Origin of the sequence: uncultured Sphingomonas sp. (assembly GCF_902806265.1) — a bacterium.
Classification (GTDB): Bacteria; Pseudomonadota; Alphaproteobacteria; order Sphingomonadales; family Sphingomonadaceae; genus Sphingomicrobium.
In genome coordinates this window covers 23,557-30,201 of the sequence record NZ_CADCVZ010000044.1, presented here as the reverse complement: position 1 = coordinate 30,201, position 6,645 = coordinate 23,557, and the positions used below count along the sequence as shown (strand labels likewise).

The following is a 6,645-nucleotide window of genomic DNA, read 5'->3' as shown; positions in this document are numbered from 1 at the left end:
TGAACCAGGCGTCCGCGCCGCCGCGAAGGAAGGCATCAACGATGCGCGCGTTGACCGCATCGTCGCGGAGGTATTCGCCGCTCTTGCGATGCACGTAGAGCGCGATCGGCACGCCCCAGGCGCGCTGGCGGCTGATCACCCAGTCGGGGCGGCCTTCGACCATGGCGCGGATACGGTTCTTGGATTTCTCAGGCACCCAGCGGGTGTCGTCGATTGCCGAGAGGGCCGTTTCACGAAGGGTCATGGCAGAGCTGTTGTGGCCCTGCCCATGCTTCTCGACTTCGCTCGAAGCGAACGGTTGCTGTTGGTCGGACGCTCCCACACCGTTCGTGTCGAGCGAAGTCGAGACACGCTGCCCCGCGGCTTGATCCATCGGGATGAACCATTGCGGCGTGGCGCGGAAGATGACCTTGGCCTTGGAGCGCCAGCTGTGCGGGTAGCTGTGCTGGAAGTCGGCGCTGGCGGAGAGCAAAGCGTCCGCTTCGCGCAGGTCCGAGCAGATCGGGCCGTCCGGCGCGTTGAACTTGGCGTTGATCACCGAGCCCTGGCCGCCGAGCCACGCCCAATCCTCGCGGTAGCGCCCGTCGCCCTCGACCGCGAACACCGTGTCGATGCCGTTCGCCTTGCACAAAAGGAAGTCGTCCTCGCCATGGTCGGGCGACATGTGGACGAGGCCGGTGCCCGCATCGGTGGTGACGAAATCGCCGGCGAGCATCGGGCGCGGCTTGGCGAAGAAGCCGCCGAGATGGTGCATCGGGTGCCGCACGACCGTCCCGGCAAGCTCGGAGCCCTGGATGCTGCGCAGCGCCGTGACCGTGCCCGCGTCGTCAGCGCCGACCTTGAGCACCACCGGATGGCCGATCCGCGCGCCGAAGCTCTCCAGCAGCTCGCGCGCGACGAGCACGGTCAGCGTGCCGCTCGCATGCTCGTCGAAGCGCACCAGGAAATATTCGATCTCGGGCCCGTAGGCGATCGCCTGGTTGACGGGGATCGTCCAGGGCGTCGTGGTCCAGATCGCAGCATAAGCGCCGACCAGCTCCTCGATCGGGCTCTCGACGATCTCGAACGCGACGTCGATCTGCGTCGAGACGATGTCCTCATATTCGACCTCGGCCTCGGCGAGCGCGGTCTTCTCGACCGGCGACCACATTACCGGCTTGGCGCCGCGATAGAGCTGGCCGGTCATTGCGAACTTCATCAGCTCGGCGACGATCGCCGCCTCGGCCGCATAGTTCATCGTGAGATAGGGATCGTCCCACTCGCCCATCACGCCGAGGCGCTGGAACTGCTCGGCCTGCACAGCCACCCAGCGTTCGGCATAAGCACGGCATTCGGCGCGGAACTGGTCGGTCGGGACCGCGTCCTTGTCCATCTTCTTCTTGCGATACTGCTCCTCGACCTTCCATTCGATCGGCAGCCCGTGGCAGTCCCAGCCGGGCACGTAAGGAGCGTCGAACCCGCGCAGGCTCGCCGAGCGCACGACGATGTCCTTGAGGATCTTGTTCATCGCATGGCCCATGTGGATGTCGCCGTTGGCGTAGGGCGGGCCGTCGTGGAGGATGAACTTCTCGCGGCCCGCGCGCGACTGACGAAGCTGGCCGTAGAGGTCCTCCGTCTGCCACCGGGCGAGGATCGCCGGCTCCTTCTGCGGCAGGCCGGCCTTCATCGGGAAGTCGGTCTTGGGCAGGAAGACGGTGTCGCGGTAATCGCGCTTGTCGGGAGCGTCGGCCATTGCGCGCGGCTCTAGCGGGTGAGGGCTGGGATGCAACAGCCAGAACCTCCCCGTGCTTGCGCAGCAAGGATGGGGAGGGGGACCGCTGCCGAAGGCAGTGGTGGAGGGGCCGACGTGCGCCGGGCCCCTCCACCATGCCGCTTCGCGTCCTGGTCCCCCTCCCCACCGCTTCGCGGCAGGGAGGTGCTTAGAGCAGCAAGCGCCGGGCCTCCGCCTCATCCTTGCGCATCTGCCCGATCAGCGCATCCAGGCTGTCGAACTTCTCCTCGCTCCGCAGATAATCGTGCAGCGCGACCTCGATCGTGCGCCCGTACAGGTCGCCGGCGAAGTCGAAGATGTAGGTCTCCAGCAGCTCCTTGGGTGGATCGAAGGTCGGGCGGATGCCCAGGCTCGCGACCCCCGCATGCTCGCTGCCGTCATCCAGGCGGACCCGGACGGCGTAGATGCCGTAGGCGGGGCGCTGGTAGCGGCCGAGCTCCAGGTTGGCGGTGGGGTAGCCGAGCTCGCGCCCCCGCTTGTCGCCATGAAGCACTCCGCCCTCGATCGCGAACGGGCGGGTCAAGAGGCGGGTGGCGGTGGCCATGTCGCCGGCCTTGAGCGCTTCGCGAACGCGGCTGGAGGAAACGGGCCCGCCGTCCAGCTGGACGGGCGCGACCGCCTCGGCCGCCATGCCCAAGCCCGCGCCGACCTCCCGCAACAGCTGCACGTTGCCGCCGCGGCGCGCCCCGAAGGTGAAGTCCTCGCCCGTGACCACGCCCGCTGCGCCGACCTCGCTTGTCAGCAGCCGGACGAAGTCCTCGGCCGAAGTCGCCGCGAGGCCTGCGTTGAAGGGGAACACCAGCATGGCGTCCGCCCCTGCTTGCGCGAACAGCCGCTCGCGCTGGTCGAGGCTGGTCAGACGAAAAGGCGGGCAGTCGGGCTTGAAATAGCGCACGGGATGCGGGTCGAAGGTGGCGACGATGGCGGGGCGGCGCTCGTGAGCGGCCCGCGCCACCGCGCGCCCGACGACCGCCTGGTGGCCGAGGTGAAAACCGTCGAAATTGCCGAGGGCGACGATGCCGCCGCGAAACCGCTCCGGCACGCCGTCCGCGAGGGAAAGCCGCTCCATCGGGCGGGGCTGTAGTCATGCGGAAGTCGGGAAGTCACGTCTTTGTTGACTTCGCGCGCCGCGAATCCTATCTGCGCGCCATCCCGTTCCTCCGGCACTCGGCGGCGCATGCCTTGCGTCCGCCGTTTTCTCGTTGGCGGCGGGTCCAAGCGAAGAGATGGGCCGGCAGTTCATGCGGCCCGTGGAGCAGATGGAGAACTAGGAACACATGGCACGTATCGCGGGTGTCAACATCCCGACCAACAAGCGCGTCGAGATCGCGCTGACCTACATCCACGGCATTGGACGGACCAAGGCCAAGGACATCACCACCAAGCTGAACATCGGGCCGGAGCGCCGCGTCCAGGACCTGACGGACCAGGAGGTCCTGCAGATCCGCGAGAGCATCGACGCCGACCACACGGTTGAGGGCGACCTCCGCCGCGAAACCGCGATGAACATCAAGCGACTGATGGACCTCGCCTGCTACCGCGGCCTGCGCCACCGCAAGGGCCTGCCGGTCCGCGGCCAGCGCACCCATACCAACGCGCGCACCCGGAAGGGCAAGGCCAAGCCGATCGCGGGCAAGAAGAAGTAGCCGAGCTGAGGCGCTCGGCGCCACGCTTTACGCGTGGTGACGACCGCCTCCTTCTTCTCCGCCGGAAGCAGTCTTCCGCGCGTAACTCAGTTCAAGGATGTAGAACCCAATGGCCCGCGAACCCCAGCGCATTCGCCGCCGCGAGCGCAAGAACATTACGGCCGGCGTCGCCCATGTGAACGCCAGCTTCAACAATACCATGATCACCATTACCGACGCGCAGGGCAACGCCATCGCCTGGAGCTCGGCCGGCATGATGGGCTTCAAGGGCAGCCGCAAGTCGACGCCTTACGCCGCCCAGGTCGCCGCCGAAGATGCGGGCCGCAAAGCCGCCGACCATGGCGTTCGCACGCTGGAGGTCGAGGTCAAGGGTCCGGGCTCGGGCCGCGAGAGCGCGCTTCGGGCGCTGCAGGCGGTAGGCTTCCAGATCACGTCCATCCGCGACGTGACCCCGATCCCTCACAACGGCGTCCGCCCGAGCAAGCGCCGCCGCGTTTAAGAGTTTCGGCCAGAGTGGGACTTTGGCCGAGGTTCTTGAGAAAAGATCAGAAAACAGGAAGCGCGGGACGCCGCGCTCCGCACTGCCAAGGATAGAAAATGGCCGTTAACGCAAAGAACTGGCAGGAATTGAAGAAGCCCAATGCGCTAGAGCGCAAGTCGGGTGGCGACGCGCGGCGCAAGGCCGTGTTCGTGGCCGAGCCGCTGGAGCGGGGCTTCGGCATGACGCTGGGCAACTCGCTGCGCCGCGTGCTGCTCTCCAGCCTGCAGGGGGCTGCTGTCACCGCCATCAAGATCGAGGGCGTGCTGCACGAATTCTCCTCGCTTGCCGGGGTGCGTGAGGACGTCACCGACATGGTCCTCAATGTCAAGCAGATCGCGCTCAGGATGGAAGGCGAGGGGCCCAAGCGGCTGCATCTCACCGCCACGGGGCCGGGCGAGGTCACCGCCGGCCAGATCCAGGCGACCGGCGACATCGAGGTCACCAACCCCGAGCTGGTAATCTGCCACCTAGACCAGGGGGCGACGCTCAACATGGAACTGACCGCCGACATCGGGAAGGGCTATGTTCCGGCGTCAGCCAACCGCCCGGCCGACGCGCCGATCGGGCTGATCCCGGTGGACGCGCTGTACAGCCCGGTGCGCCAGGTCGCCTACAAGGTGGAGAACACCCGCGTTGGCCAGGAGCTGGACTATGACAAGCTGACGCTGACGGTGGAAACCGACGGCACGGTGCTGCCGGAGGAAGCGGTCGGCTATGCCGCGCGCATCCTCCAGGACCAGCTGGCGCTGTTTGTCGGCTTCGACGACGGCCAGGTGCGCGAGCGTTCGCCGATGATTGGCCAGGCGGTCAGCGCGGCTGCGCCGATCGAGACCCAGACCGACACCAACCAGCTCAACCGTTACCTGCTCAAGAAGGTGGACGAGCTGGAACTGTCGGTGCGGTCGGCCAACTGTCTGAAGAACGACAACATCATCTACATCGGCGACCTCGTTCAGAAGACGGAAGCCGAGATGCTTCGCACGCCCAACTTCGGCCGCAAGTCCTTGAACGAAATCAAGGAAGTGCTGGCATCGATGGGGCTGAGGCTTGGAATGGACATTCCGGGCTGGCCGCCTGAGAATATCGAAGAAATGGCGAAAAAGCTTGAGCAGGAGATGCTTGGCTGACGTCCATCAACTTCCGCTTAACAAAAGGCCGTCCAGTTTGGGCGGCCTTTTTGTTTGAACTGCTCGCTCGTCAGCCAACCATGGATCAACTCGACTGTTGTTCAACTGCCACAGTCTTGGCCAAACGGGTCCTACAGGCCTGTTGCGGTGCAACCCTCGCCCCTATTCTATGTTGGGCATGTCACTGCAGCGCGAAGGAGAATACATATGCGCAAGACTTTACTGGCAACCGCGATCGCGGTTGTTGCCGTCGCCAGCCCGGCGGCCGCCCGCGACGGCTCGCCGTACATCGGCATCGAAGGCGGCGTTCTGTTCCCCAAGGATCAGGATGCCAACGTCGATGTCGACTTCACCACCACTCAGACGCCGGCTACCCCCGCGGGTCCGGCCGGTCCGGTCGACGTCACTTTCGACAACGCTTATGGCCTAGACTATAAGCGCGGTCGTGATCTGGACGTGATCGCGGGCTATGATTTCGGCGCGTTCCGCCTGGAAGGCGAAGTAGCCTTCAAGCGTGCCCGTTTGAACGACTTCGAAGTCGATGGGGACTTCATCACCGCCCTCAACACGGCGCTGAACCGTCCGTCTGTCGCCCCGGATACCGGCGCTCCCGGCCTTGGCGCGCTGTCGGCTAACGATGTCGACCTCAACGGCCGTGTTAAGGTTCGTACCCTGATGCTGAACGGTTTGCTCGACTTCGGTAACGAAGACGGCCTGTCGTTCTACGCCGGTGCCGGTATCGGCCGCGCCCGCGTCCGCTTCGCCGGCGCTCGGGACTCGAGCTGGGCTGGCCAGCTGATCGCTGGTGCCCGTTACGCAGTGACGCCGAACATCGACCTGGGTCTCAAGTACCGTCACCTCCGCACCCGCAAGCTCGGCCTGACCGATGATGTTGGTGCTGGCCTCGCGGGCAACCCGAACACCGTAAACGTCGGCACGGTGACTGCTCCGGTGCTCGTCGATCAGACGACCAACGCGACGCTGTTCAGCGATTTCGAGCAGCGCTTCCGCAGCCACTCGCTGCTGGCGAGCTTGATCTTCAACTTCGCTGCTCCGGAGGCTGCACTGCCGCCCCCGCCGCCGCCGGTTGAAGCTGCGCCGCCGCCGCCGCCGCCGCAGACCCAGACCTGCCCGGACGGTTCGGTGATCCTGGCGACCGACGTCTGCCCGGCGCCGCCGCCGCCGCCGCCGCCGCCGCCGCCGGCTCCGGAGCGCGGCTAACCATTCGGTCCAGCAAGAGGCTGCTTCGTGCAGCCTCAAGCTGGGCAGAAGATGGCTCGGCCAAGCGTGAATAGTGAAGGGCGGGGTGCCTAAGCGCTCCGCCCTTTTCTTTGTCGCAGCAACGGAGGAAGATGAGCGTGCGCACTGAGCGGCACCTGCAGCCGTGGACTTCAGAGGAGCTCGGCAAGCTGCCCAGCCTGGCGGCCAAGAGCATGCCGCTGAAGGCGCTGGCCAAGGCACTCACCCGCAGCGAGGAGTCGATCAAGGCAGGGGCAAAGCAGGACGAACTGAACTTCGCCAAGCTACGTTAGCGGGTCAGCCGGCGCCCATGTTCAACCT

Annotated in this window: 7 protein-coding genes; 5 read left to right on the top strand and 2 right to left on the bottom strand. The window is 66.0% G+C overall.

Annotated features, from left to right (window positions below; genetic code table 11):
* The coding region (locus QZX62_RS08935) for a class I tRNA ligase family protein (RefSeq protein ID WP_294173773.1) at positions 1-1,732 on the bottom strand (1,732 nt) is incomplete at its 3' end.
* 187 nt (positions 1,733-1,919) lie between these two features.
* On the bottom strand, positions 1,920-2,840 hold the full coding sequence (locus QZX62_RS08930; RefSeq protein ID WP_294173772.1) for a bifunctional riboflavin kinase/FAD synthetase: 921 nt from the start codon (positions 2,838-2,840) through the stop codon (positions 1,920-1,922).
* A 208-nt stretch (positions 2,841-3,048) separates the two neighbouring features.
* On the opposite strand from QZX62_RS08930, the gene rpsM reads away from it, so the two are divergent.
* From rpsM to QZX62_RS08905, 5 genes are all read left to right on the top strand, one after another.
* Positions 3,049-3,417, top strand: a complete 369-nt coding sequence (gene rpsM / locus QZX62_RS08925) for a 30S ribosomal protein S13 (RefSeq protein WP_294173770.1) — start codon at positions 3,049-3,051, stop codon at positions 3,415-3,417.
* A 109-nt stretch (positions 3,418-3,526) separates the two neighbouring features.
* Positions 3,527-3,916, top strand: coding sequence for a 30S ribosomal protein S11 (gene rpsK, locus QZX62_RS08920; protein WP_294171065.1), 390 nt, complete (start codon positions 3,527-3,529; stop codon positions 3,914-3,916).
* A gap of 98 nt (positions 3,917-4,014) precedes the next feature.
* A complete protein-coding gene (locus QZX62_RS08915; RefSeq protein WP_294173769.1) occupies positions 4,015-5,085 on the top strand; it encodes a DNA-directed RNA polymerase subunit alpha in 1,071 nt (356 codons plus the stop codon).
* Between the two features lie 207 nt (positions 5,086-5,292).
* Positions 5,293-6,306 carry an outer membrane beta-barrel protein gene (locus QZX62_RS08910; RefSeq protein WP_294173768.1) on the top strand — a complete coding sequence of 338 codons (1,014 nt, stop codon included), beginning with the start codon at positions 5,293-5,295 and terminating at the stop codon, positions 6,304-6,306.
* Positions 6,307-6,437: 131 nt separating this feature from the next.
* Positions 6,438-6,617, top strand: coding sequence for a hypothetical protein (locus QZX62_RS08905; RefSeq protein WP_294173766.1), 180 nt, complete (start codon positions 6,438-6,440; stop codon positions 6,615-6,617).
* Positions 6,618-6,645: the final 28 nt, after the last annotated feature.

Bases quoted from the DNA above. Each gene is read 5' to 3' on its own strand.
- QZX62_RS08905 (WP_294173766.1), top strand. From the start codon at position 6,438: ATGAGCGTGCGCACTGAGCGGCACCTGCAGCCGTGGACTTCAGAGGAG.
- QZX62_RS08915 (WP_294173769.1), top strand. From the start codon at position 4,015: ATGGCCGTTAACGCAAAGAACTGGCAGGAATTGAAGAAGCCCAATGCG.
- QZX62_RS08930 (WP_294173772.1), bottom strand. From the start codon at position 2,840: ATGGAGCGGCTTTCCCTCGCGGACGGCGTGCCGGAGCGGTTTCGCGGC.
- QZX62_RS08910 (WP_294173768.1), top strand. From the start codon at position 5,293: ATGCGCAAGACTTTACTGGCAACCGCGATCGCGGTTGTTGCCGTCGCC.
- rpsK (WP_294171065.1), top strand. From the start codon at position 3,527: ATGGCCCGCGAACCCCAGCGCATTCGCCGCCGCGAGCGCAAGAACATT.
- rpsM (WP_294173770.1), top strand. From the start codon at position 3,049: ATGGCACGTATCGCGGGTGTCAACATCCCGACCAACAAGCGCGTCGAG.